The 22426-nt window shown below is 69.0% G+C and carries 20 protein-coding genes; 11 read left to right on the forward strand and 9 right to left on the reverse strand.

Going from position 1 to position 22426, the window contains the following annotated elements; translation table 11 throughout:
* Positions 1-37 precede the first annotated feature (37 nt).
* Positions 38-808 (forward strand): polysaccharide deacetylase family protein, encoded by a 771-nt coding sequence (locus NBY69_RS34125; RefSeq protein ID WP_250305965.1) that lies wholly within the window; start codon positions 38-40, stop codon positions 806-808.
* Positions 809-849: 41 nt separating this feature from the next.
* Here the strand turns inward: NBY69_RS34125 and NBY69_RS34130 are convergent, their stop codons facing one another.
* Entirely contained in the window at positions 850-1617 is a 768-nt protein-coding gene (locus NBY69_RS34130) for a hypothetical protein (RefSeq protein WP_250305966.1), read from the reverse strand.
* Between the two features lie 234 nt (positions 1618-1851).
* Here NBY69_RS34130 and gcl point away from each other — a divergent pair, with 234 nt between their 5' ends.
* Positions 1852-3636 (forward strand): glyoxylate carboligase, encoded by a 1785-nt coding sequence (gene gcl / locus NBY69_RS34135; protein WP_250305968.1) that lies wholly within the window; start codon positions 1852-1854, stop codon positions 3634-3636.
* 80 nt (positions 3637-3716) lie between these two features.
* Here gcl and pip read toward each other — a convergent pair whose 3' ends face one another.
* The 4 genes from pip to NBY69_RS34155 all read right to left on the reverse strand — a co-directional run bounded on the left by pip (position 3717) and on the right by NBY69_RS34155 (position 8538).
* Positions 3717-4676 carry a prolyl aminopeptidase gene (gene pip / locus NBY69_RS34140; protein ID WP_250305970.1) on the reverse strand — a complete coding sequence of 320 codons (960 nt, stop codon included), beginning with the start codon at positions 4674-4676 and terminating at the stop codon, positions 3717-3719.
* Between the two features lie 457 nt (positions 4677-5133).
* A complete protein-coding gene (locus NBY69_RS34145) occupies positions 5134-6591 on the reverse strand; it encodes a catalase (protein ID WP_250305971.1) in 1458 nt (485 codons plus the stop codon).
* 199 nt (positions 6592-6790) lie between these two features.
* Positions 6791-7681: a 2-hydroxy-3-oxopropionate reductase gene (locus NBY69_RS34150; protein ID WP_250305973.1), complete on the reverse strand. Its 891-nt coding sequence runs from the start codon at positions 7679-7681 to the stop codon at positions 6791-6793.
* Between the two features lie 35 nt (positions 7682-7716).
* On the reverse strand, positions 7717-8538 hold the full coding sequence (locus NBY69_RS34155; RefSeq protein ID WP_250305974.1) for a TIM barrel protein: 822 nt from the start codon (positions 8536-8538) through the stop codon (positions 7717-7719).
* A 124-nt stretch (positions 8539-8662) separates the two neighbouring features.
* Here NBY69_RS34155 and NBY69_RS34160 point away from each other — a divergent pair, with 124 nt between their 5' ends.
* The 7 genes from NBY69_RS34160 (at position 8663) to NBY69_RS34190 (ending at position 14590) form a co-directional block, all read left to right on the forward strand.
* On the forward strand, positions 8663-8926 hold the full coding sequence (locus NBY69_RS34160; protein ID WP_250305975.1) for a hypothetical protein: 264 nt from the start codon (positions 8663-8665) through the stop codon (positions 8924-8926).
* Entirely contained in the window at positions 8923-9300 is a 378-nt protein-coding gene (locus tag NBY69_RS34165) for a helix-turn-helix domain-containing protein (RefSeq protein WP_250305977.1), read from the forward strand. The genes NBY69_RS34160 and NBY69_RS34165 overlap by 4 nt, the downstream gene beginning before the upstream one ends.
* Before the next feature lie 155 nt (positions 9301-9455).
* The gene (gene uraD, locus NBY69_RS34170; RefSeq protein WP_250305982.1) at positions 9456-10007 is read left to right on the forward strand and encodes a 2-oxo-4-hydroxy-4-carboxy-5-ureidoimidazoline decarboxylase; all 552 of its coding nucleotides are present in this window, start codon (positions 9456-9458) and stop codon (positions 10005-10007) included.
* Positions 10008-10012: 5 nt separating this feature from the next.
* Positions 10013-10402: a hydroxyisourate hydrolase gene (gene uraH / locus NBY69_RS34175; protein WP_250305983.1), complete on the forward strand. Its 390-nt coding sequence runs from the start codon at positions 10013-10015 to the stop codon at positions 10400-10402.
* 7 nt (positions 10403-10409) lie between these two features.
* Positions 10410-11333 (forward strand): factor-independent urate hydroxylase, encoded by a 924-nt coding sequence (gene pucL, locus NBY69_RS34180; protein ID WP_250305984.1) that lies wholly within the window; start codon positions 10410-10412, stop codon positions 11331-11333.
* 161 nt (positions 11334-11494) lie between these two features.
* Entirely contained in the window at positions 11495-12880 is a 1386-nt protein-coding gene (locus tag NBY69_RS34185) for an 8-oxoguanine deaminase (protein WP_250305989.1), read from the forward strand.
* A gap of 276 nt (positions 12881-13156) precedes the next feature.
* A complete protein-coding gene (locus NBY69_RS34190; protein WP_250305990.1) occupies positions 13157-14590 on the forward strand; it encodes a nucleobase:cation symporter-2 family protein in 1434 nt (477 codons plus the stop codon).
* Positions 14591-14666: 76 nt separating this feature from the next.
* Here NBY69_RS34190 and NBY69_RS34195 read toward each other — a convergent pair whose 3' ends face one another.
* Entirely contained in the window at positions 14667-15527 is an 861-nt protein-coding gene (locus tag NBY69_RS34195) for a chitosanase (RefSeq protein WP_250305991.1), read from the reverse strand.
* Positions 15528-15785: 258 nt separating this feature from the next.
* Here NBY69_RS34195 and NBY69_RS34200 point away from each other — a divergent pair, with 258 nt between their 5' ends.
* Complete coding sequence (locus NBY69_RS34200; protein ID WP_250305992.1) at positions 15786-16469, forward strand: alpha/beta fold hydrolase; 684 nt, start codon at positions 15786-15788, stop codon at positions 16467-16469.
* Positions 16470-16639: 170 nt separating this feature from the next.
* Here NBY69_RS34200 and NBY69_RS34205 read toward each other — a convergent pair whose 3' ends face one another.
* Positions 16640-17248 (reverse strand): TIGR03086 family metal-binding protein, encoded by a 609-nt coding sequence (locus NBY69_RS34205; RefSeq protein ID WP_250305993.1) that lies wholly within the window; start codon positions 17246-17248, stop codon positions 16640-16642.
* A 249-nt stretch (positions 17249-17497) separates the two neighbouring features.
* Here NBY69_RS34205 and NBY69_RS34210 point away from each other — a divergent pair, with 249 nt between their 5' ends.
* Positions 17498-19795 (forward strand): glycosyl hydrolase family 18 protein, encoded by a 2298-nt coding sequence (locus NBY69_RS34210; RefSeq protein ID WP_250305998.1) that lies wholly within the window; start codon positions 17498-17500, stop codon positions 19793-19795.
* 84 nt (positions 19796-19879) lie between these two features.
* On the opposite strand, the gene aceB is transcribed toward NBY69_RS34210, so the two are convergent.
* On the reverse strand, positions 19880-21499 hold the full coding sequence (gene aceB, locus NBY69_RS34215; RefSeq protein ID WP_250305999.1) for a malate synthase A: 1620 nt from the start codon (positions 21497-21499) through the stop codon (positions 19880-19882).
* Positions 21500-21713: 214 nt separating this feature from the next.
* Positions 21714-22325, reverse strand: coding sequence for an NTP transferase domain-containing protein (locus NBY69_RS34220; RefSeq protein ID WP_250306000.1), 612 nt, complete (start codon positions 22323-22325; stop codon positions 21714-21716).
* Positions 22326-22426 lie beyond the last annotated feature (101 nt).

Below are 22426 nucleotides of genomic sequence, written 5' to 3' on the forward strand. Positions count from 1 at the left end.
TACACCCGGTCTATACATGCTGGGTATAGTCCGGGTCATGTCATTGCTCAAGAAGAAGGCGGCCGGGCGGATCGGATCCGTCGCCGCCCTGGCCGCGCTCATGTCCCTCGTGCTGAGCGGCTGTTCGATGGAGACCACATCCCCGTCCCAGGCGCGGGATCACGCGGACAAGAAGAGTGCGGCCCCCTTCGGGCCGGTCGACTGCCGTAAGGCCAAGTGCATAGCGCTGACCTTCGACGCCGGTCCCGGCCCGAACACCTCCCATCTGCTGGACGTGCTGAAGGAGAAGAAGGTTCACGCGACGTTCTTCCTGCTGGGCCGCGACCACGTGATGAAGTACCCCGAGCTCGTCAAGCGGGAGGCGGCCGAGGGTCACGAGGTGGGTAACCACACCTGGACGCACAAGATCCTCACCAAGGAGAAGGGTGATGTCGCCCGCGAGGAGATAGAGAAGACCGAAGTCGCGGTGGAGAAGATCACCGGCACCCGGCCCCGGGTGATGCGTCCGCCGCAGGGCCGTACCAACGACGACGTCTCCAAGATATGCAAGGAGCTGGGCGTCTCGCAGGTGCTGTGGAGCACCACCGCGAAGGACTACTCCACGAACGACTCCGCGCTCATCGAGAAGCGGACCCTCAAGCAGGCCAAGCCCGACGGCATCATCCTGCTGCACGACATCTACAAGGGCACGGTGCCCGCGGTCTCGGGCATCATCGACACGCTGAAGGAGCGCGGTTACACCTTTGTCACCGTGCCCCAGCTGCTCGCCCCCGCCCAGCTGAAGCCGGGCCAGATCATCCGCCCGTGAGGTGCGGGCCCGAGCGGCTGCGGTGGTGATCCCGTGGCCGCTCAGGGCTCCTGGGCGCCCGCGCCGACGAGTTCGTCGGCCGGGCCGTTGACCGGCTGCGGGGCGCCGGTCGGATCCATCACGAAGAGTGCGACGGCGAGTTCGTCGGCGCGGGCGCGCGCCTCGTCGGCGTACCCCGTGAGTGAGAAGAAGACGCTCGCCGACGAGGTGGTCAGCCCGTTCAGCCAGAGGCACTCGATGTCCCGCAGGACGGCCGGCCCGCTGGTCGCGGCCACGGAGGCGACCAGCCCGGGGCCGTGCAGGTCTATCCCGGACGCGGGCCGCCGCTCCGGCTGAAGGACGTCGCGGAAGCCCAGCCACTCCAGATACCGCGCGGCTGCCGACACCGCGTCGCGCGAGGTGCGGATCGCCGTCGGCCGGAAGGGCGGACGGACGGTCGCCGCCGTGCGCGGCAGGGGGATGTGCGCCGGTGCCCGGGTGTTCCCCGGGGCGGGCGGGGGCGCCGCCACCGGGCGCACCGGAATCCGCAGGACCGTACCGCAGGAGCAGCCGAGTTCCGGCTGCGGCCACTCGACCTGGCGTCCGCAGGAACCGCAGCGCACCGTGACCCACCCGTCGGACCAGGTCCGATGGGTGATCGGCTCCGGTGGTGCGCCCGTCAGCAGTGGTGGGGCGAGCGGGGCGCCACAGGCGCAGGGCAGGGCGGGCGCCGTGTAGGTGTGTTCCTGCAAGCAGTCCGGGCAGCGCACCAGCGCGTACCCCGCCGCTGTCGCCCCCGTCCTCGCGGTCTCGTCCATGCCCTCTCCCATGCGGCCATCGTCCACCAAGCGCGAGGCGTTGGGGAGGGACTTCGCACATTGGGCCGGTTCCCGACATCCGCGGCGCCCTCCCTTGACGGAAAGCGGAGCCAGCTCTTAGATTGCTTCCATATAGCAGAAGTGAATTTCCGTAATGCGGAAAACACTACGGAAGACGACGGAACTGGGCGATCTCAGGTTGGCGCGACAGGAGGCCCACTCCGACTGGCCGAGCAGGAGTACTCAATGCCCCGTATGACCGCTGCCCGAGCGGCAGTCGAGATCCTCAAGCGCGAGGGCGTCACCAACGCGTTCGGTGTGCCGGGCGCGGCGATCAACCCGTTCTACGCGGCCCTCAAGGCCGCCGGCGGTGTCCGGCACACGCTCGCGCGCCACGTCGAGGGCGCCTCGCACATGGCCGAGGGCTACACCCGTACCCACGCGGGCAACATCGGTGTCTGCATCGGCACTTCGGGCCCCGCGGGCACCGACATGATCACCGGTCTCTACTCGGCGACGGGTGATTCCGTCCCGATCCTCTGCATCACCGGCCAGGCGCCGACCGCGGTGATCCAGAAGGAGGACTTCCAGGCCGTCGACATCGCCTCGATCGCCAAGCCGGTCACCAAGGCGGCGACCACGGTGATGGAGGCCGCCCAGGTGCCCGGCGTCTTCCAGCAGGCCTTCCACCTGATGCGCTCGGGCCGGCCCGGCCCGGTCCTCATCGACCTGCCGGTCGACGTCCAGCTCACCGAGATCGAGTTCGACCCGGAGACCTACACCCCGCTGCCGGTCTACAAGCCGGTCGCCTCCCGTGCCCAGATCGAGAAGGCGATCGCGCTCCTCAACGAGTCGGAGCGCCCGCTGATCGTCGCGGGCGGCGGCATCATCAATGCCGACGCCTCCGAACTGCTCGTGGAGTTCGCCGAGTTGACCGGGATCCCGGTGGTCCCGACCCTGATGGGCTGGGGCATCCTCGCCGACGACCACGAGCTGAACGCGGGCATGGTCGGACTCCAGACCTCGCACCGCTACGGCAACGCCACGTTCCTGGAGTCGGACTTCGTCCTCGGCATCGGCAACCGCTGGGCCAACCGGCACACCGGCAGGCTCGACACGTACACCAAGGGCCGCACGTTCGTCCACGTCGACATCGAGCCCACCCAGCTCGGCAAGATCTTCGCCCCCGACTTCGGGATCGCGTCCGACGCCAAGGTGGCACTGGAGCTCTTCGTCGAGGTCGCCCGCGAACTGAAGGCCGCGGGACGGCTTCCCGACCGTACGGAGTGGGCCGCGTCCGCCCAGGACCGCAAGGCCAGGCTCCAGCGCCGTACCCACTTCGACAACGTGCCGATGAAGCCGCAGCGCGTGTACGAGGAGATGAACCGCGCGTTCGGCCCCGACACCCGTTACGTCACCACCATCGGCCTCTCCCAGATCGCCGGCGCGCAGATGCTGCACGTCTTCAAGCCGCGCCACTGGATCAACTGCGGCCAGGCCGGCCCGCTCGGCTGGACGATCCCGGCCGCGCTGGGTGTCGCGACCGCCGACCCGGACGCCACGGTCGTCGCGCTCTCCGGCGACTACGACTTCCAGTTCATGCTCGAAGAGCTTGCGGTCGGCGCACAGCACCACATCCCGTACGTCCATGTCCTGGTGAACAACGCCTACTTGGGCCTCATCCGGCAGGCGCAGCGCAACCTGGACATCAACTTCGAGGTCAACCTGGAGTTCGAGAACATCAACTCCCCGGAGCTCGGCGTCTACGGCGTGGACCACGTCAAGGTCGCCGAGGGCCTCGGCTGCAAGGCGATCCGGGTCACCGAGCCCGACCAGCTGCTGCCCGCCTTCGAGGAGGCGAAGAAGCTGGCCGCCGAGTACCGCGTCCCGGTCGTCGTCGAGGCGATCCTGGAGCGGATCACCAACATCTCGATGAGCGGCACGGACATCGCCGGCGTCAACGAGTTCGAGGACATCGCGACCGAGCCGGGCCACGCCCCGACCGCGATCCTCCCGCTCGTCACCTCCTGACGGACCCACCCGGAGGGGCGGGGCGCCGGTCCACGGCGCCCCGCCCCTCCGGCGTGCTCCCGGCGGACCACCGGAAGCTCTCAGCGTGTACTGAACCGGTCCAGGGCGGCGCGCACCAGGTCGTCCATGGTGGCGCTGCCCTTGTGTCCGGAGTCCTCGGCCACGGTCAACTCGGCGTCCGGCCAGACCTGTGCGAGCTCCCAGGCGGTCGTGTACGGGCTGCTCAGATCGTGCCGTCCGTGCAGCAGCACGGCGGGGATTCCGCTCAGCCGGTCCGCGTCGCGCAGCAGCGCCCCTTCCTCCAGCCACGCGCCGTGCGAGAAGTAGTGGGACGCGATGCGCACCAGGGCCACCCGGGCGGCCGACGGCCGGTCGCCGTAGGGGTGCGCCGAGCCGTGCGGCTCCAGGGAGAGCACCGCGTCCTCCCAGGCGCACCAGTCGGCCACGGCCTTCGCCCGCACCTCCGGGTCGGGGTCCGCGGCGCGGCGCGCGTACGCCGGGACGACCTCTGCCAGGTCCCCGGCCTCGGGCACGCCCGCTCTGAACCGGGCCAGCGCCTCGGGGAAGAAGCGGCCCACGCCCCCGTACAGCCAGTCCGTCTCGTAGCGCCTGGTCATGGTGACCCCGGCGATGACGACCTCCGACACCCGGTGCGGATGTGCCTCGGCGTACGCGAGGATCAGCGTCGAGCCCCATGAACCGCCGTGCAGTAGCCACCGTTCGATCCCCAGGTGCTCCCTGAGCCGTTCCATGTCGGCGATCAGGTGTGCGGTGGTGTTGTGGGCCAGGTCGGTCGTGGGGTCGGCGGCGTGCGGGGTGGACCGGCCGCAGTTGCGCTGGTCGAAGAGGACGATGCGATAGCGCTCCGGATCGAACGGGGCGCGGGAGCGCGCCGAACAGCCGGAGCCCGGACCGCCGTGGACGACGAGCGCCGGTTTGCCGGCCGGGTTGCCGCAGACCTCCCAGTACACGAGGTTGCCGTCACCCACGTCGAGCATTCCCTGGTCGTACGGCTCGGTCGGCGGACGGAGTCCGGTCATGGCACATTCCCTTCGGTGGAAGCGCCGCGAGGCCCGGGGGACTACTGCTCCGTACCGGTCCCGCGCAGCACGAAGAAGCACGGAGCAGAAGACCGTAGTCCCTGCTCCGTGCTCCCGCACCGGAATATGGTGCCGCCCGACGACGCGAGACTGGGCGCGACAGGACATTCGCGCCACCGGGCGGGGCTTGTGGTGGTGCTCGCCGATCCCTGACTCCCGTAATGGATACGGCAGTTGGGGAAGCAGGGGACCGCGGCGGAGGCGATCGGCCCTCGCGGTCCCGAACCTTCAGGTCAGGAAAGGGACCGGTGGGCCTTCACCACCGCACTGGCATCGTCACTCCGCCGCGGTCCGCAGGCTCGTCCGCACCCCGGCCACCCCTCATCGGGCCGGTGGTACGGACTGCGCCGGTGGTCCGACCTCCCGTCGGACCATCGGCGCCGTCTCTCGGTGCTGCTCAGTCCTCGCGCAGGGCGTGGACGGCTTCCTCGACGCGCTTGCCGTACTCGGTGTCCGCGGCGCGGAAGTGCGCGAGGTTCTTCTCGACCACGTCGTCGAGGGTGACCTGCGAGAGGCCGCCCGCGATGTTGGCGACCAGCCGGGACTTCTCGTCCTCGGACATCAGCCGGTAGAGCTCGCCCGCCTGGAAGAAGTCGTCGTCCTTGGCGTGCTCGGCGGCGGCGTGGGCGCCGGTCCAGCCGGAGACGGCCAGTGGGGCGGCCAGTGCGGCGTCCGTCTGGGCCGGTCCCGCGTACGAGTTGGGCTCGTAGTTCTTGTCGTGGCGCGCGCCGTGCCGGGTCGCCATGGCGCCGTCCCGGCCGTAGTTGTCCGCCGTGGCGTTCCGCGGCGCGTTGACGGGCAGCTGCGTGTGGTTGATGCCCACGCGGTAGCGCTGTGCGTCGGCGTACGCGAACAGGCGGCCCTGGAGCATCTTGTCGGGCGAAGGGCCGATCCCGGGAACGAAGTTGTTCGGGGAGAACGCGGCCTGCTCGACCTCGGCGAAGACGTTGTCCGGGTTGCGGTCGAGGACCAGTCGGCCCACCCGCTGCAATGGGTAGTCGCTGTGCGGCCACACCTTCGTGACGTCGAAGGGGTTGAAGCGGTAGCCGGCGGCGTCGGCGGCGGGCATGACCTGGACGTGCAGCGTCCAGGACGGGTTGACGCCCCGCTCGATGGCCTGGAGCAGGTCCGTCTGGTGGCTGTTGGCGTCCTTGCCCACCAGCTCGGCGGCCTGGTCCGCGGAGAGGCTGCGGACACCCTGGTTGGTCTTGAAGTGGTACTTGACGAAGAAGGCCTCGCCCCGGGCGTTCGTCCACTGGTAGGTGTGCGAGCCGTAGCCGTTCATGTGGCGGTACGAGGCGGGGATGCCGCGGTCGCCCATCAGCCAGGTCACCTGGTGGGTGGCCTCGGGGGAGTGCGCCCAGAAGTCCCAGACGTTGTCCGGCTCCTGCTTGCCGGTGAACGGGTCGCGCTTCTGGGAGTGGATGAAGTCCGGGAACTTGATGGGGTCCTTGATGAAGAACACCGGGGTGTTGTTGCCGACGAGGTCGTAATTGCCCTCCTCGGTGTAGAACTTCAGCGCGAAGCCGCGCGGGTCGCGGACCGCGTCCGCGCCGCCCAGCGAGTCGGCCACGGTCGAGAAGCGGATGAACGTCTCGGTGCGCCTGCCCACGGCGGAGAGGAAGTCGGCCCGGGTGAAGCCGGTGACGTCGTCGGTCACCTCGAAGTAGCCGTACGCGCCGGAGCCACGGGCGTGGACGACGCGCTCCGGGATGCGCTCGCGGTTGAACCGGGCGAGCTTCTCCAGCAGGTGCTGGTCCTGGAGGAGGATCGGGCCGCCGACGCCGGCGGTGGCGGAGTTCTGGTTGTCGGCGACCGGGGCGCCTGACTCGGTCGTAAGCACGCGCTTCGACATCGTGGACCTTCCGTACTGGGGCTGCTGACGGCTTGAGGAGCGTAAATATGCTGCGAACGTCACGTCAACAGTTTGTTGAAATTTAGGTTCGGGGGTACCGGGCCGCGGCAGCGCCTGGGCGCGACAGGACAGGTGTCAGCGCTGCCGCGGCCCGGAGTTGAGAGGAGGCCGGAGCCTCGGAAGGAGGAGGAGCGGTGCCTCAGACCTGGGTGCCGGACAGCCGCTCGACCGAGCGCAGCAGCGCCGAGTGGTCCAGGCCGCCGTCGCCCTGGGCGCGGAGCGAGGCGACCAACTGGGCGACCACCGCCCCCACCGGCAGCGCGGCGCCGACATTGCGGGCGGCGTCGGTGACGATGCCCATGTCCTTGTGGTGCAGGTCGATCCGGAAGCCGGGCTTGAAGTCCCGGTTCAGGAAGTTGTCCTTCTTGCGGGTCAGGACGGTCGAACCGGCCAGCCCGCCGTTGAGGACGTCGAGGGCCGCGGCCAGGTTCACGCCGGACTTCTCCAGGAAGACCACGGCCTCGGCGCAGGCCTGGATGTTGACCGCCACGATCAGCTGGTTGGCGGCCTTCACCGTCTGGCCCGAGCCGTGCGGACCGCAGAGCACGATGGTCCTGCCCAGCGCGTCCAGGATCGGCTTCGCGGCGTCGAAGTCGGCCTGCTCGCCGCCGACCATGATGGACAGTACGGCCTCGATGGCCCCGGCCTCGCCGCCGGACACCGGGGCGTCCAGGACCCGCAGGCCCTTCTCGCCGCCCGCCTTGCCCAGGTCGACCGAGGTCTGCGGGGTGATCGACGACATGTCGATCAGCAGCGCGCCCGGCTTCGCGTTCTCCAGGATGCCGTCCGCGCCGTAGGCGATGGCCTCGACCTGAGGGGACGCGGGCACCATGGTGATCACCACGTCGGCGTCGCGTACCGCCTCGGCGATCGAGGAGGCGGCGGTGCCTCCGGCGGCCGAGAGCCGGTCCAGCTTGTCCTGTTCCAGGGTGTAGCCGGTCACGGAGTAGCCGGCCTTGATCAGGTTCTCGGACATCGGGGAGCCCATGATGCCGAGGCCGATCCAGGCGACCTTGGGGAGCTTGCTCATGCGGGGTGCCTCTTTCAACACGCGGGTGGAGACGGTCAGTTGGGGAGCCAGCCGAAGGCCTCGGCGCTCGGGCGGTCGCCCGGCTTGTACTCCAGGCCGACCCGGCCGTCGTATCCGGCCTTGGTCAGCCGGTCGAGCAGGTCCTCCAGCGGCAGCGTGCCCGTACCGGGCGCACCGCGGCCGGGGTTGTCCGCGATCTGTACGTGGCCGGTCTGTGCGGCGTAGGTGTCGATCACCTCGTTGAGGTCCTCGCCGTTCATCGACAGGTGGTACAGGTCGAGCAGGAACTTCGCGTTCCCGAGCCCCGTCAGGGCGTTGACCTTGTCGACCACCTCGATGGCGGCCGGGGCGCTCACCAGCGGGCAGAGCGGCGACTCCGGCTTGTTGAGAGCCTCGATGAGCAGGATCGCGCCCACCCGGTCGGCCGCGCGGGCCGCTGTCGTGAGGTTCTCCAGGGCCAGTGCGTCTTGGACCGCCGGGTCCACGCCCTCGACGCGGTTGCCGTACAGCGCGTTGAGCGCCTTGCAGCCGACCGACGCGGCGAAATCGGCCGCCACGTCGATGTTGGCGCGGAAGCGGTCGGACTCCTGGCCGGGGACGGAGAGTGCGCCGCGGTCCGGGCCGGGCAGCCGGCCGGCGTAGAAGTTGAGCCCCACCAGCTGGGTGCCGGCGTCGTCGAGCGCCTTCTTGAGGGCGTCGAGCTCGGCCTGCGGAGGGGTGGGGGTCTCGATCCAGGGCCACCACAGCTCGACCGCGCCGAAGCCCGCCGCGGCGGCAGCCGCGGGACGCTCCAGGAGCGGGAGTTCCTTGAAGAGGATCGAGAGGTTCACATCGAAGCGCTGGTCCGTGTAGCCCATAAGGCGTTCGGCGCTCCTTCCGTATTGCGGAAGTTAGTTTCTACTTGATGGAAGATTGCCTGGTGGGTCGTGAGGCTGTCAAGAGGGCTCCCGAATTTCGTGGCCTGCGCAGTAGGTTGAGCGCGTGCGATTGAGAGTGGAATTCACGACCGAGCCCTTCGACCTGGACGATGCGCCACCCCATGCGGTGGTGGCTCGCGAGGTCATTCAGGCGGCCGAGCTGGACGCGGTGGACGTCGGACCGTTCGGCAACACCGCGGAAGGCGCATCCGACGCCGTACTGACCGCGGTCGACGCGCTGCTGCGCCGTGCGCTGGGGGCGGGCGCCACCCGTGTCTCGCTCCAGGTGAACGTGATCGGGCCCGACGGCGAGGAGGGGGCGCGGTGACCGCGCCGGGGGAGCACCCGCTGATCGCCGCGGTGAAGCCGCTGGTCGACGCCATGGGCGCCGAGATCCTCGTACCCGGACAGGCGGCGGAGGACGACGTGGTCCTGGCCTGGGAGGGTGAGGACGTCCTGGCCGTGCGGCTGCCGCAGCTCTCCGACTCGCTGGATCACATACTGGTGGCGATGGAGCGCAGGCACGGGATGCCGCTGTCCGAGCTCGACCGGAGGACGAAACAGTCGGTCGTGCGGATACTGGAGTCGCGCGGGGCCTTCTCCGTGCGGCACGGTGTGGAGACCGTGGCAGGTGCGCTCGGAGTCAGCCGTTTCACCGTCTACAACTACCTGAACAGGGAGAACGCCACCAAGGGTGAATGACTGCAGGTTCGGAGCAGTCGGCCGCCGCCCGGTAACCGGGCGGCGGTTTTTGTCTCTCCAAGTTTTCAACAAAGTGTTGACGTGGTGTTTCCGAGGGCGTTAGCTGTCCGCAGCCCGTCCAGCACAAGGCCCCTCACAAGGCCACGGAGGTCCCCGTGACTTCGAGTTCACTGCGCTTGCCGGGGGAGGACCCTGCAACCCCCGAGGGTCTCGCCCGGTTCAACACCCTGCGGGACAGTGCGGCACGAGCCGTACTCCACGAGGTGTGCGCCAGTTCTGCCTGGGGGAGCAAAATCCTCGCCCAGCGCCCTTTCGCCACCGCGGAAGCCCTCTTCCTCGCCAGCGACGCCGCAACGGCCGAACTGACCGCGGAAGATCTGGCCGAGGCGATGGCGGGGCACCCGCCGATCGGCCGCCCGAAACCCGGTGATCCGACATCGTCCCGTGAACAGCGGGGGATGGCCGGGGCCTCGGAGGAGCTCAAGGTCGAGATGCTCGAACTGAACCTGGCCTACCAGGAGAGGTTCGGACATGTCTTTCTGATCTGCGCGACCGGCGCGACCGGCGAGCAGATGCGCGACGCGATGAAGGCCCGGATCATCAACACACCCGAGCGGGAGCGCGAGTTGGTGCGCGTCGAGCTCGGCAGGATCAACCGGATCCGGCTGGACATCGTGGTCGCCGCAGTCGCAGAACAAGGAGAGTGAAGGTCTTGAGCACACAGACCACCGCATCGGTGTCCACGCACATCCTGGACACCAGCGTGGGACGCCCCGCCGAGGGTGTCGCCATCGCGCTCGCGGCCCGCAGCGGCCCCGACGCGCAGTGGGTGGCACTGGGCGGATCGGCGACCGACGCGGACGGGCGCTGCAAGGACCTGCCGGCCCTGCCGGAAGGAACCACCCAGGTACGGCTCGACTTCGAGACCGGGCCGTACTTCTCCAAGAAACAAGCCGAGGCACAGCAGGACGCCCCCCGCGTAAGGGACAGCGGCGCTTTCTTCCCGGAGGTGGCGATCACATTCGCCGTCGTACCGGGTGAGCACTTCCACGTACCGCTGCTGCTCAACCCGTTCGGCTACTCCGTATACCGAGGGAGCTAGCACCGACATGCCCACGATTCTCGGCCAGAACCAGTACGGCAAAGCAGAGAACCGCGTAGTCAAGATCACGCGGGACGGCGACACCCACCACATCAAGGACCTGAACGTCTCTGTCGCCCTCTCCGGCGACATGGACGACGTCCACTACTCCGGCTCCAACGCCAGCGTCCTGACGACCGATGCCACCAAGAACACGGTGTTCGCGTTCGCCAAGGAGCACGGCATCGAGTCCGCCGAGCAGTTCGGCATCCACCTGGCCAGGCACTTCGTGACGACCCAGGACGCGATCAAGGTCGCGCGGATCCGGATCGAGGAGTACGCCTGGGAGCGCATCGCCACCTCCGGCAACAGCTCCCAGTTCATCGGCGCCGACGAGGTCAGGCACTCCTTCGTCCGCAAGGGCCAGGAACTGCGCACCACCGAGATCACCTTCGACGGGGAGAAGTGGCAGGTCATCTCCGGCCTGAAGGACCTGACGGTGATGAACTCCACCAACTCGGAGTTCTGGGGCTACGCCAAGGACAAGTACACGACGCTCCAGGAGACCTACGACCGTATCCTCGCGACCGCGGTCTCCGCCAAGTGGCGGTACAACTGGACCGACGACGCGGCCCGGATGCCGAACTGGGACAAGTCCTACGAGCAGGCGAAGAAGCACATGCTCCAGGCCTTCGCCGAGACATACTCGCTCTCCCTGCAGCAGACCATGTACCAGATGGGCTCACGCATCATCAACAGCCGCAGTGAGATAGACGAGATCCGGTTCTCGCTGCCGAACAAGCACCACTTCCTGGTGGACCTGGAGCCGTTCGGGCTCAAGAACGACAACGAGGTCTACTTCGCGGCCGACCGCCCGTACGGACTCATCGAGGCCACCATCCTGCGGGACGGCGCCGAGGCCCGGATCCCGGTCGACATGACCAACCTCTGAGACCGACCGGTACGTCACCGCCGGCTGAGGCCACCGCCGGCGGTGGCGTACCGGAAACCCACTGAACTGCACTCTTTCGGCACCCGGAGCCACGCGGCTGCGGCACTCAAATCCTCCTGGGTCCTGCCGTGCCCTTCGCCACTGCGAGAGAAGGAATCCTCATGGCACCAACGGCAGCCGCGCGCACGGTCATCGAGAACGTAGCCATCGCGACGGTCGACGCCCACGACACCGAGTACGCATCGGGCCATGTCGTGGTCGCGGGGAACCGCATCGAGTCCCTCGGGTCCGGCAGGGCGCCCGAAGGGCTCACCGACGTCGTACGCCGGATCGACGGCACCGGCCATCTGGTCACCCCGGGACTGGTCAACACCCATCACCACTTCTACCAGTGGATCACCCGTGGGCTGGCCACCGACCACAACCTGTTCAACTGGCTCGTCGCGCTGTACCCGACGTGGGCGCGCATCGACGAGCAGATGGCGCGCACGGCCGCGCAGGGCTCCCTCGCCATGATGGCGCGCGGCGGTGTCACCACCGCGATGGACCACCACTACGTCTACCCGCAGGGCGCCGGCGACCTGTCGGGTGCGATCATCGGGGCCGCCGCCGAGACCGGTGTGCGCTTCACCCTCGCCCGCGGCTCCATGGACCGCAGCCAGAAGGACGGCGGGCTGCCCCCGGACTTCGCCGTCGAGACCCTGGAAGGCGCGCTCGCCGGCACCGAGGAGACCGTCGACCGGTACCACGACGCCTCGTTCGACGCGATGACCCAGGTCGCCGTCGCGCCGTGCTCACCCTTCTCGGTGTCCACCGAACTCATGCGACAAGGCGCCGAGTTGGCTCGCCGCAAGGGTCTGCGGCTGCACACCCACGGCAGTGAGACCGTCGAGGAGGAGCAGTTCTGCAAGGAACTGTTCGGGATGGGCCCGACCGACTACTTCGAGTCGACCGGCTGGCTCGGCAGCGATGTGTGGATGGCGCACTGCGTCCACATGAACGACTCCGACATCGCCGCCTTCGCCCGTACCGGTACCGGTGTCGCGCACTGCCCGTCCTCCAACGCCCGCCTCGCTGCCGGCATCGCCCGGGTCCCCGACATGCTCGGGGCGGGCGTCCCGGTCGGCCTCGGGGTCGACGGCACCGCGTCCAACGAGTCCGGCGAACTCCACACCGAGTTGCGCAACGCCCTGCTCATCAACCGCCTCGGCACCCACCGCGAAGCGGCCCTGAACGCCCGTCAGGCCCTGCGCCTCGGTACGTACGGGGGAGCCCAAGTCCTGGGCCGTGCAGCAGAGATCGGCTCCCTGGAGCCCGGAAAACTGGCCGACCTGGTGCTCTGGAAGATGGACACGCTGGCCCACGCCTCGATCTCCGACCCGGTGACCGCGCTCGTCTTCGGCGCCGCCGCCCCCGTCGCCCTCTCCCTCGTGAACGGCCTCACCGTCGTCGAGGACAGCCACCTGACCACGGTGGACGAAGACGCCATCGCCCGCGCCACGCGGGTCGAGGCGCAGCGCCTCGCGCGGATCGCCGCGCAGGACTGAGCCCGTACGAGCTCCGGCCGGGGAGGACGGTCCCCGGCCGGCGGCCGTGAGCCCGAGCGGGGTTCACGGCAGCCGTGACCGGGGGGTGTGTGCCCAGAGTGCATGCGCCCTCCGGTGCGGTGACCTACCCGGAACCGTCCTGGAACCGACCCGGAACCTCCTCTCCGTACCGTCCGGGCTCCGATCCCCACCTTCACCCGCAGCCGCACCTGCACTCCGCACCACCTCCCTGACACCCACGTCACCGACGACGTGTACCCGACCGGAGGAGCCGTCGTGGCCGCCGAGCCCAGGTTTCGCAATGATGCAGCAGCCGTATCCGTCGACGCGGAACCGTCCGGAGGGCCTGAGACCTCCGTGAAGCATCCGGTCGACGAAGTCCTTCCGCCCGTCAGGATGTTCACCAGCGGCCTCCAGCATGTGGCCGCCATGTACGCGGGAGTTGTCGCCCCGCCGATGATCGTGGGCCCCGCCGTGGGGCTCAGCGCCAAGGAGACCGCCTTCCTCGTCGGGGCGAGTCTGTTCACCGCGGGTATCGCGACCCTGCTCCAGACCCTCGGGTTCTGGCGGGTCGGCGCCCGGCTGCCGTTCGTCAACGGTGTCTCGTTTGCCGGTGTCACGCCGATGATCGCCATCGGCAAGGGCCGGGGACACGACGGCATCGCGGTCATCCTCGGCGCGATCATCGTCGCGAGCGTGCTGGGGTTCCTGCTCGCCCCGTACTTCAGCAAGCTGGTCCGCTTCTTCCCGCCCGTCGTCACCGGTACCGTCATCACCCTCATAGGGGTCTCGCTGCTGCCGGTCGCCTTCGGATGGGCCCAGGGCACCCAGGGAGCGGCGGACTACGGCTCGATGAAGAACATAGGGATGGCCGCCCTCACCCTGGTCATCGTGCTGGCCCTGCGGAAACTGCTCCGCGGCTTCTTCCAGCAGATAGCCATCCTGCTCGGCCTGGTGATCGGGACGGTCATCGCGATACCGATGGGCATGACCAGCTTCGACGCGATGCGCGACGCCGACCCGATCGGGTTCCCGACGCCCTTCCACTTCGGCGCCCCGCAGTTCGAGGTCTCCGCGATCGTCTCGATGTGCATCGTGATGCTGGTCTGTATGACCGAGTCGACCGCGGACATGCTGGCGCTCGGCAAGATCGTCGGCCGTCCCGCCGACGAGCGGACCATCGAGGGCGGGCTGCGCGCCGACACCATCGGCAGCCTGGTCAGCCAGTTCTTCAACGGCTTCATGGCGAGCGCCTTCGCGCAGAACATCGGCCTGGTCGCGATGACCAAGGTGCGCAGCCGCTACGTCGTCGCCACCGGCGGCGGGATCCTGATCCTGCTCGGCCTCTGTCCGATGGCCGCGTCGGCGATCGCCCTCGTACCGCTGCCGGTGCTGGGCGGCGCCGGGGTCGTGCTCTTCGGCTCGGTCGCGGCGAGCGGGGTGCAGACGCTGGCGAGCGCGGCCATGGAGAAGGGGGAGAACGCCCTGATCGTGGCGACCGCCCTCGGCATCGGGCTGATCCCGATAGCGGCGCCGGACTTCTACCAGGCCTTCCCGAAGGACGTTCTGGTGGTGCTCGACTCGGGCATCTCCACCGGATGTGTGGTGGCCATCGTGCTGAACCTGGCCTTCAACCATCTGGGTGCGGGGAAGAGCGTGGAGGAGCCGGAGCAGCAGGCCGTGCCGGAGGCGGCAGCCGCGATCCACTGACCCCGGCGGGACAGATACGGCGCGTACCGCACCGCTGAGGTGCTGTACGCGCCGTTTCCGTGTGCCGGACCGCTGATCAGTTGATGGTGTACGGGTCCCCGTAGACCTTCCAGCTGAGCGGCGGGTTCAGGCCGAGGTTGCCGTTCTTCAGGAAGACGCGCTGCTCGGTGTCGACGCGGCTGGTGTCGCTGTGGGCCTCCTCCTGCTGCATCGCCCAGACCCGGGCGTCGAGGAAGGCGTTGAGGTAGGTGGTCTCGTTGCCGCCCTGGGCCGGGGTCTTGGCCTTGGCGAGAGCCCTCTTGCGGATGGAGCTGAAGCTGGTCTTGTCGTCACCGTCACCGTGCATGACGATCGCGTCGTAGTAGGCGAACTGGCCGAGGGTTCCGATGCCGTCCGCCTTGCCCTGCTTGACGGCCGGGTCGAAGTAGACGCGGTCGCGCTCGTCGTTCTGCGCGGTCTGGAAGACCGTGTCCTTGGCCGCGGTCTTCCAGGCGCTCTCGAAGGCCGAGCCGAGACCCGAGTGCGAGTCGGAGCCGTTGACCTTCTTGAGTGCGGGGAGGTACTTGGCGAGCGGGTTGCCGGGCTCGCGGTTCGTGTACAGCGTCACCAGGTCCAGCATGTCCCCGGTGCCGGAACAGAAGCCGATGATGCCCGCGGTGTAGCCGCGACCGTCACCGATGTCCTCGATGTACTTGTACTGGGCCTTCCAGTCCAGCGAGGAGTTCTCCGCGCTGGAGACCAGCTTCATGGCGATTTCCTTCTTCGCCGGGTCGTCGAGTCCGGTCGCCGCAGCGGCCACCTGATGCGAACTCGTCTGCGGCGCAGGCGCGTTGGCGGCGTACGCGGTGGCGGGTACGGCCACCAGGGCCAGGCCGAGCACCGTGCGGGTGATGATCCTCTTGCGGCGTCCAGGGGTGGTGCGGTGGGGGGCGTTCACCAGTCCTCCAAGGGGAGTTCGTCCTTCAGGTGTTCTGTTAGGAAGCTTTCCTATCAGCTGTCCGGGGGGTCGTACACCCCTTGGGGAGAAAGGAGTTGAGCGAATGCGGTATGGGCAGGGCTGACCTTGATCGTTGATCAACCCTACGAGGGTGGCTGTGGTGGTGCATTTTGTCCGACCCTGTCTCGCCGGGGTGGCCGGAGCCCCGGCGGCGCACCGCGGCGGAGGCAGGGCCCCGGGCGCTGTAGCGTCTTCGGTATGGACGATCACTCTGTAGTCGATGTCGGCGACGTACGGCTGGCCTACCGGACCTGGGGCGACCCCTTCGGGGCGCCGGTGGTGCTGCTGCACGGTCTCGGCGGTTCCTCCGCGACCTGGGAGGCGACCGGGCAGGCGCTCGGCGAGGAGTGGCGGGTGTACGCCCTTGACCTGCGCGGACATGGTGAGAGCGACTGGCCGGACGAGTACTCGTTCGAACTGATGCGGGACGATGTGTTCGGCTTCCTGAACGAGCTGGACCTGGACCGGGTCGGGGTCGTCGGGCACTCCATGGGCGGCGTCGTCGCGTATCTGCTCGCCCAGGAGCATCCGGACCGGGTGGAGCGGCTCGTACTGGAGGAGACCCCGCCGCCGTTCCCCAGCGAAAGGCCCGAGCCCGTCCACCCGGACGCGCCGGTCGACTACGACTGGAACGCCGTGCCCGCCATCAAGAGCCAGGTCCGGGATCCCGAACCGGAGTGGGCCGAACGGCTCGACGAGATCGTGGCACCGACCCTGCTCGTGACCGGCGGCCCGGACAGCTCCATGCCGCAGGACCGGATCCCCGACATGGCCGCGAAGATCCCGGACTCCCGGATGATCACGATCCCGGTCGGTCACCGGGTGCACGAGCTGGAGCCGGGGCAGTTCTCGGCGGCGGTCAGCGAGTTCTTCACCAGCTGACGACCGGCCGGGAGTCGGCTGACACGACCGGCTGACGCGACCAGATGGCACGTCCGGCCGGCACGTCCGGCCTCACACGCGGAGAACGGTGAGCGCCGAGCGCGTCTCCCGAAACGAAACAGGACGCCCTGCACCGGGTACGGCGCGGGGCGTCCTGTTTCGTTGCGTCCCTACGGCCGCCACTCCGGGCTGCGTCCGCTGGAACCGATCACCCGGTCGATGAACGGAGCCCCTTCGGGAACCGCGACCGCCGGGCCGAAGATGTCTGTCTGTCCGCCCTGGTTCATCATCTTCAGCAGCCCGTACGACACCTGAAGGCTCGCGTCGTCCACGGCGTACGGCTGTCCGGTCGCACGGGCCAGGTCCCAGCCGTGCACGACCAGTTCGTTGAGGGCGACCTGCCCGGCCACCTCCGCGGGCAGGTCGACCGCCCCCGCCCTGGTCTGTCCTTCGCGCGACTCCGGGGTGCGCCAGGCGGCGGCGACCTCGTCGAGCTGCCTGGGAAGTACGGTCCGCCAGTCCGCTTCGAGTACGGGTTTCGTCGTGCCGGGGGCGGTGTCGGTGGCCGGCCCGAAGTCCTTCTCCGCCGCGGCGCGGAAGGCCGCGGTCAGTCCGACGACATGGGCCAGGAGCTCCCCGACGGAGTAGTCGGGGCACGGAGTGGGGCCGGACAGCTGCGTGTCGTCGATGGCGTCGAGGAGGTCTGCCACGGAGCGGGCGGCGGGGCCGAGATCGTAGGTATTCACACGCCTCAGACTGGCGCGCCGCCGAGAACTCATCGGTCAGCGAACCACCCGTCCGCGGGTGAACCACTCTCCCGCGCGAGCCGCGGCCCGGCCGGACGGTCATGCCCGGCGCGTCCCATCCGGACGGCCCCGGCCGCCGGGCGGTATTGGTCTGTACCTAGGTGGTCTGTACCTCTTGACGAACTGGTCCAGACCACCTAACTTCCACTGTGCTCCATGGCACCAAGGACATTCGCTCCCCCCTGAGGACCGCGCCTGCGGTCCCTGCCTCAAGGGAGAACCATGGTCGAGCACAGATCGTTCGGATCATTCAGACGCAGAACGGCGACATCCCTGATCGCCGTTCTCGGACTCCTACTCGCGCTGCTGTCCCTCCAGGCGACGCCCGCCCACGCGGCCGGCAAGCTGACGGCCACCTTCACCAGCGCGGACAACGGGCCCTGGTGGAAAGGGACCTACATCCTGCACAACGACGGCGACACCGCCGTGACCGGCTGGTCCCTGGAATTCGACCTGCCCTCCGGAGTGGCCATCAGCTCCTCGTACAACGGGACGGTCACCACCCAGGGCAGTCACATCACCGCCGTCAACGCCGCCTACAACGGCACCGTCGCGGCGCACAGCACCACCGAGCCGTACAGCTTCTGGTTCGTCGCCACCGGCCCGATCACCGCACCGGACGGCTGCCGGATCAACGGTGACAAGTGCGACGGCTCGGCGGACGCACCGCCGACCGCGCCCGGCGGACTCAAGCAGACGGACGTGACCGCCCACACCGCGACGCTCTCCTGGACGGCGTCCGCGGCGGGGGACTTCCCCGTCGCCTCGTACGACATCCTCGCGGGCGGCACCGTCGTGGGCAGCGCCACCGCCGCGACCAGCGGCACCGTCACCGGGCTGACCCCCGCCACCGCGTACTCCTTCACCGTCCGGGCCAAGGACACCCGCGGCAATGTCTCGGCCCAGAGCCCGCCGCTGGCGGTGACCACCGTGGATCCGGCGAGTGACACGTCCCCGCCGACGGCGCCCGGGGCCCTGCACTCCACCGGCGTCGACTCCAGCAGCGTCACCCTGGCCTGGACCGCCGCGACGGACAACCAGCGCGTCGCCGCGTACGACATCTACCGTGGCTCCGCGCTCGCCACGACGGTCTCGGGAACCACCACCACGGCGACCGTCGGCGGACTGTCGCCCTCGACGTCGTACACCTTCACCGTCAAGGCCCGTGACCCGGCGGACAACGCCTCACCGGCGAGCAACACGCTCACCGTGAAGACCGACGACATCGTCGGCAGCGGCAAATACGCCAAGGTCGGATACTTCGTCCAGTGGGGCATCTACGGCAGGCAGTACTTCGTCAAGAATCTCCAGGACTCCGGTGCGGCCTCGAAGCTGAACGTCCTCAACTACTCCTTCGAGAACATCGATCCCACCAACCTCACCTGTATGAACGGCGTCACGAAGGGCACCACGGCCGACCCCGAGGATCCTGACCAGGGGACCGGAGCCGGTGACGCGGACGCCGACTACGCCCGTCCGATGAGCGCCGCCCAGTCCGTGGACGGCGTCGCCGACGACGGCTGGGGCAAACTGCGCGGCAACTTCAACCAGTTGAAGAAGCTCAAGGCCCTCCACCCGGACCTGAAGATCCTGGTCTCGCTCGGCGGCTGGACCTACTCGAAGTACTTCTCCGACGTGGCCGCCACCGAGGCGTCCCGGCAGAAGTTCGTCTCCTCGTGCATCGACATGTACATCAAGGGCAACCTGCCCGAGTACTCGGGCGCGGGCGGCCCCGGCACCGCCGCCGGGATCTTCGACGGCTTCGACATCGACTGGGAGTGGCCGGGCACCGACACCGGACACCCCGGCAACCACTGGTCCGCCGACGACAAGGGCAACCTGACGCTGCTCCTCGCCGAATTCCGCAAGCAGATGGACGCGTTGGGCGGCCGACACCGGCTGCTCACCGCGTTCACCCCGGCCGACCCGCAGAAGATCAGCGACGGCTGGGACCTGACCAAGGTCTTCGACTCCCTCGATGTGGCCAACGTCCAGGGGTACGACTTCCACGGCTCGGGCAGCGACAACTCCTGGGAACCGGACCGCACCGGCGACCAGGCCAACCTCTACGCGGACGACGGCGACCCGTACGGCTTCCACTTCAGCGTGGACGCGGCCGTCAAGGCGTACACCGACGCGGGCGTCGAGCCGAGAAAGCTGACCGTCGGGATCCCGTTCTACGGCCGTGGCTGGCAGAACGTCACCGACGGCGGGGCGAACGGTGAATGGCAGTCGGCGGGCGGCGCCGCGCCGGGACAGTTCGCGGAGGAGGCGGGAACCCGCGGCTACGCCAACCTGATCGGCGCCTTTCCGACGATGACGATCCACCACGACGAACAGTCGGTGTCCACCTACGGGTACACCGGAAACCAGTGGTGGTCCTTCGACGACACCTGGTCCATCGGCAAGAAGACGGCCTATGTGAAGGACAAGGGCCTGCTGGGCGTCATGATCTGGGAGATGTCCGGCGACACCCCGCAGGGGACGCTGATGGGGGCACTCGACACCGGGCTGAAGTAGGACCGGCGCTGCTCCGCCCCCGGCGCTGCTCCGCCCCCGGCGCAGCGCGGCGCCGGGGGCGGAGTTCAGGACCGGGCGACCGCGTCAGCGCAGCTGCTCGTACGCGGGCAGCGTCAGGAAGTCCGCGTAGTCCTCGTCCAGCGAGACCTGGAGGAGCAGGTCGTGGGCCTGCTGCCACTTGCCTGCCGCGAACGCCTCGTCTCCGGTCTCGGCGCGGATCGCGGCCAGTTCCTCCGCGGCGATCCTCCGGGCCAGCTCGGCGGTGGCCCGCTCGCCGTTCTCGAAGACCACGTCCGCGTTGATCCACTGCCAGATCTGCGAGCGGGAGATCTCGGCGGTCGCCGCGTCCTCCATCAGGTTGAAGATGGCGACGGCGCCCAGGCCGCGCAGCCAGGCCTCGATGTAACGGATGCCGACCTGCACGGCGTTGACCAGTCCCTCGTACGTGGGACGGGCGTCCAGCGAGTCGACGGCGATGAGGTCACCGGGCGCGACCGCGACGTCCTCGCGCAGCCGTTCCTTCTGGTTCGGCTTCTCGCCGAGCACCGCGTCGAACGACTCCATGGCGATCGGCACCAGGTCGGGGTGGGCGACCCAGGAGCCGTCGAAGCCGTCGCCCGCCTCGCGGTCCTTGTCGGCCTTGACCTTCTCGAAGGCGACCTTGTTGACCTCGGCGTCGCGCCGGGAGGGGATGAAGGCCGCCATGCCGCCGATGGCGTGCGCGCCGCGCTTGTGGCAGGTCCGCACCAGGAGTTCGGTGTAGGCGCGCATGAACGGGGCGGTCATCGTCACGAGGTTGCGGTCCGGCAGGACGAACTTGCTGCCGCCGTCACGGAAGTTCTTGACGATGGAGAAGAGGTAGTCCCAGCGGCCCGCGTTCAGCCCGGAGGCGTGGTCGCGCAGCTCGTAGAGGATCTCGTCCATCTCGTACGCGGCCGTGATCGTCTCGATGAGCACGGTCGCGCGGACGGTGCCCTGCGGGATGCCGACGTAGTCCTGCGCGAAGACGAAGATCTCGTTCCAGAGGCGCGCCTCCAGGTACGACTCGGTCTTCGGGAGGTAGAAGTACGGGCCCTTGCCGAGCTCGATGAGGCGCTGGGCGTTGTGGAAGAAGTACAGGCCGAAGTCGACCAGAGCGCCGGGAACCGCACGGCCGTCCAGCTGGAGGTGCCGCTCGTCGAGGTGCCAGCCGCGCGGACGGACCACGGCGGTCGCGAGCTCGTCGGCGGGCTTCAGGGCGTACGCCTTGCCGGTCCCCGGGTCGGTGAAGTCGATCTTCCGCTCGTAGGCGTCGATCAGATTGAGCTGGCCGGTGACGACGTTCTCCCAGGTGGGGGCGGACGCGTCCTCGAAGTCGGCGAGCCAGACCTTCGCGCCCGAGTTGAGGGCGTTGATGGTCATCTTGCGGTCCGTCGGGCCGGTGATCTCGACGCGGCGGTCGTTCAGCGCGGCCGGGGCCGGCGCGACCTTCCAGCTGTCGTCGTTACGGACACTCGCGGTTTCGGTGAGGAAATCGAGCGAGGACGTACGGGCGATCTCGGCGCGGCGCTCCCCGCGACGGGCGAGCAACTCGTCACGGCGGGGGGTGAACCGCCGGTGCAGCTCGGCCACGAAGGCCAGGGCCGCATCGGTGAGGACCTCGTCCTGCCGGGGCAGGGGCTCGGCATCGACGATGGCCAGCGGGGACGGCGCTGGTGCGGACATGAGCGGTCACTCCTTCAGCGGGTGGTGCCTGACGGCCGCCGGGCTCGGAAAACGGCACGGGGTGCCACGGCGCCGGAATGCGGTCGCAGGCGCCCTGTGGGGTCCAGGGCGCTTCTGACGTGTGGATACTAGTTTCCTCATGGTGGAAGTTCAACGCTATGTTGACATCGAGATTCTCCGGATCGACAGAAGTTGTCGCTGGGTGCCAGAGCGGTCACTCCAAGTGGAACAGGTCGTCGACGGTGTCGATGTCGTACGCCTGGGACACATCGGAACACTCCACGAGCGTGATCGCCTCCCGGTGCGCCCGGAGGTACGCGCGGGCCCCGCGGTCGCCCACCGCGGTCGCCGCGACGTCCGCCCAGCGGTCCGCCCCGAAGATCACCGGATGGCCGCGTTCGCCTCCGTACGAAGCCGCCGCGAGACCGGCCGACGACCGGCAGGCGGCGCGTACCCGGGCCACCGCCGCCGCGCCGATCCCCGGCTGGTCCACCAGCAGGACGAGCGCCGCGTCCGCACCCGATCCGGCGAGCGACGCCAGACCGGAACGCAGCGACGAGCCCATGCCCTCCTCCCACCGGGGGTTGTCGGTGACGACGCATCCGGACAGATCGGCCCGTTCCCGTACGTCGGCCGACGCGGCACCCAATACCACATGGACCGGACCACAGCCGCCCTCCCGCAGCACCCGGACCGCGTGCTCGACCAGCGGCCGGCCGCGGTGTTCCAGCAGGGCCTTGGGGCGCCCGCCCAGGCGCCGCCCGCCGCCCGCCGCGAGCAGCAGCCCGGCCACCACCGGCTCCTGGCCTTCCGTGTCACGTGTCATTTCCCCGCACCCGCCATTTCCCCGCACCTGTTCATTTCGCCGTACCCGTCATTCCGTTCCCTCCGTCATGGGGACTGGATACCTCATGGACATCCGCTCGT

It is taken from the genome of Streptomyces sp. A 4/2 (assembly GCF_940670765.1).
GTDB lineage: Bacteria > Actinomycetota > Actinomycetes > Streptomycetales > Streptomycetaceae > Streptomyces.

Coding starts and splice junctions, on each gene's coding strand:
- NBY69_RS34130 (WP_250305966.1), bottom strand. CDS start 1,617: ATGGGAGAGGGCATGGACGAGACCGCGAGGACGGGGGCGACAGCGGCG.
- NBY69_RS34200 (WP_250305992.1), top strand. CDS start 15,786: ATGGACGATCACTCTGTAGTCGATGTCGGCGACGTACGGCTGGCCTAC.
- NBY69_RS34145 (WP_250305971.1), bottom strand. CDS start 6,591: ATGTCGAAGCGCGTGCTTACGACCGAGTCAGGCGCCCCGGTCGCCGAC.
- NBY69_RS34155 (WP_250305974.1), bottom strand. CDS start 8,538: ATGGGCTACACGGACCAGCGCTTCGATGTGAACCTCTCGATCCTCTTC.
- NBY69_RS34125 (WP_250305965.1), top strand. CDS start 38: ATGTCATTGCTCAAGAAGAAGGCGGCCGGGCGGATCGGATCCGTCGCC.
- NBY69_RS34210 (WP_250305998.1), top strand. CDS start 17,498: ATGGTCGAGCACAGATCGTTCGGATCATTCAGACGCAGAACGGCGACA.
- NBY69_RS34150 (WP_250305973.1), bottom strand. CDS start 7,681: ATGAGCAAGCTCCCCAAGGTCGCCTGGATCGGCCTCGGCATCATGGGC.
- NBY69_RS34220 (WP_250306000.1), bottom strand. CDS start 22,325: ATGACACGTGACACGGAAGGCCAGGAGCCGGTGGTGGCCGGGCTGCTG.
- aceB (WP_250305999.1), bottom strand. CDS start 21,499: ATGTCCGCACCAGCGCCGTCCCCGCTGGCCATCGTCGATGCCGAGCCC.
- pucL (WP_250305984.1), top strand. CDS start 10,410: ATGCCCACGATTCTCGGCCAGAACCAGTACGGCAAAGCAGAGAACCGC.
- NBY69_RS34205 (WP_250305993.1), bottom strand. CDS start 17,248: ATGAGTTCTCGGCGGCGCGCCAGTCTGAGGCGTGTGAATACCTACGAT.
- gcl (WP_250305968.1), top strand. CDS start 1,852: ATGCCCCGTATGACCGCTGCCCGAGCGGCAGTCGAGATCCTCAAGCGC.
- pip (WP_250305970.1), bottom strand. CDS start 4,676: ATGACCGGACTCCGTCCGCCGACCGAGCCGTACGACCAGGGAATGCTC.
- NBY69_RS34185 (WP_250305989.1), top strand. CDS start 11,495: ATGGCACCAACGGCAGCCGCGCGCACGGTCATCGAGAACGTAGCCATC.